Source organism: Paenibacillus sp. P4_A7, assembly GCF_056402455.1.
Genome location: NZ_JBFUHJ010000761.1, coordinates 1 through 1,403, shown reverse-complemented (window position 1 = coordinate 1,403; position 1,403 = coordinate 1). Strand labels below are relative to the sequence as shown.

Here is a 1,403-nt window from a genome sequence, read left to right as displayed (position 1 = left end):
GACCTAGGGATAGGGCTTTATACGAAGCAATATTTCCAACCTAGCTATCGGTACGAGATGATCAATGCAGGATCTCATGGGCATTCCGTTCCGATCGTTGATGGTTGCAGACAAGGTTTTGGAAAATCATATTGTTCTGAGATTGTATCCAGCCAAAAATCTGATGATCATCTTCAACTTATGATGGATTTAACGAAAGCTTATGCATGTCCTTCATTAGAACTCCTTACTCGTGAATTTGTATGGAATCGTCCAGTGGATATGACTCCGCATTTGGTTATTAAGGATAAAACCCTTTTTAATAAAACACCTGAATCCTTTCAAGAGATTTTCATAAGCTCCGTCCTGCCTCTAGAGACAGCTTCCGGGCGAATACTGATGAATGCTGTGACATTGATCTACGATCCGGAGCAGTGGCAATGGGAGGTCGAGCACGTTTCGATAGATTCACAATATAAGATAGGAAATCCGTTCTACCGAATCGTGTTGAATCGCATGCAGTTGGAGCGGGAGATGATATCCGAGTTTCTATTTGAAATGTAAGAATGTAAGTTCACGAAAATAAAAAGGAACAGCCGTCAGATTTTTTCGGCGGTTGTTCCTTTTTTAATGACTGTAGAAATCATTTTCTTATTGTATTATTTCCTTAATATCGCTGACTTTGGATTTAAGTCGATATTCTGTAGGTGTTGTTCCAAAGCGCTTTTTAAACAAGGTGAAGAAATGCTTTTTGTTTTCCCAGCCAATTTTTTCGATAATCTCATCTACATTCAACGATGATTGTTTGAGCATTTCCGATGCTTTCATTAAACGGATTTCAGATATGTAGTCGGCGATAGATCGAGAAGAATACTCACGGAACAGTTTACCTAAATAAGCAGAAGTTAACTTAAATTGATCAGCTACTGTACTCGAGGATAAGGAATTGTCCATATAGTTCGTTTCAATGAATCGCATTGCGTTGGAAACGACAATGTCCGATTTCTCGTTTCGGTTTTGTTCAATTTTGCCTACAATCTCCCCTATTAGGGCAATGAACTCTGCATTAATTTGGTCGAACACTTCAAAGGATTTAAACTTGTCGTCAAAAGAAACGAAATCAAGACCAAAGGAAACAGTTCCATTTTTCTCCATAAGGTTCACCATATTAAAAATGCTTGAGGACAAATGAGATAACGTAAACATGATGATATTGTAACTGCAGTCTGTCAGTTCCTGAATCAGATTCCAATAGGCAGTTTTAGCCTCTTCTAATTTCACTKTCTGAATACATTCTAGGAAATGATGTACAGAAGCGGTATTGATATTGAAATCTGACCACTTCGTCTTATTCATAGATTGTTGTGTTAGAAGGCACGAATGTCCGTATTTAATACGATAATGAGAAAGACCTAGTGTTCTCT

General features: G+C 38.0%; 1 protein-coding gene and 1 pseudogene. One reads left to right on the top strand and one right to left on the bottom strand.

Going from position 1 to position 1,403, the window contains the following annotated elements:
* Window positions 1-543 (top strand): annotated as a pseudogene (locus tag AC1DWN_RS33755) (hypothetical protein); the annotation flags it as partial.
* A gap of 87 nt (window positions 544-630) precedes the next feature.
* Here the strand turns inward: AC1DWN_RS33755 and AC1DWN_RS33750 are convergent.
* On the bottom strand, window positions 631-1,403 hold a 773-nt coding region (locus AC1DWN_RS33750), incomplete at its 5' end, for a helix-turn-helix domain-containing protein (RefSeq protein ID WP_477563186.1).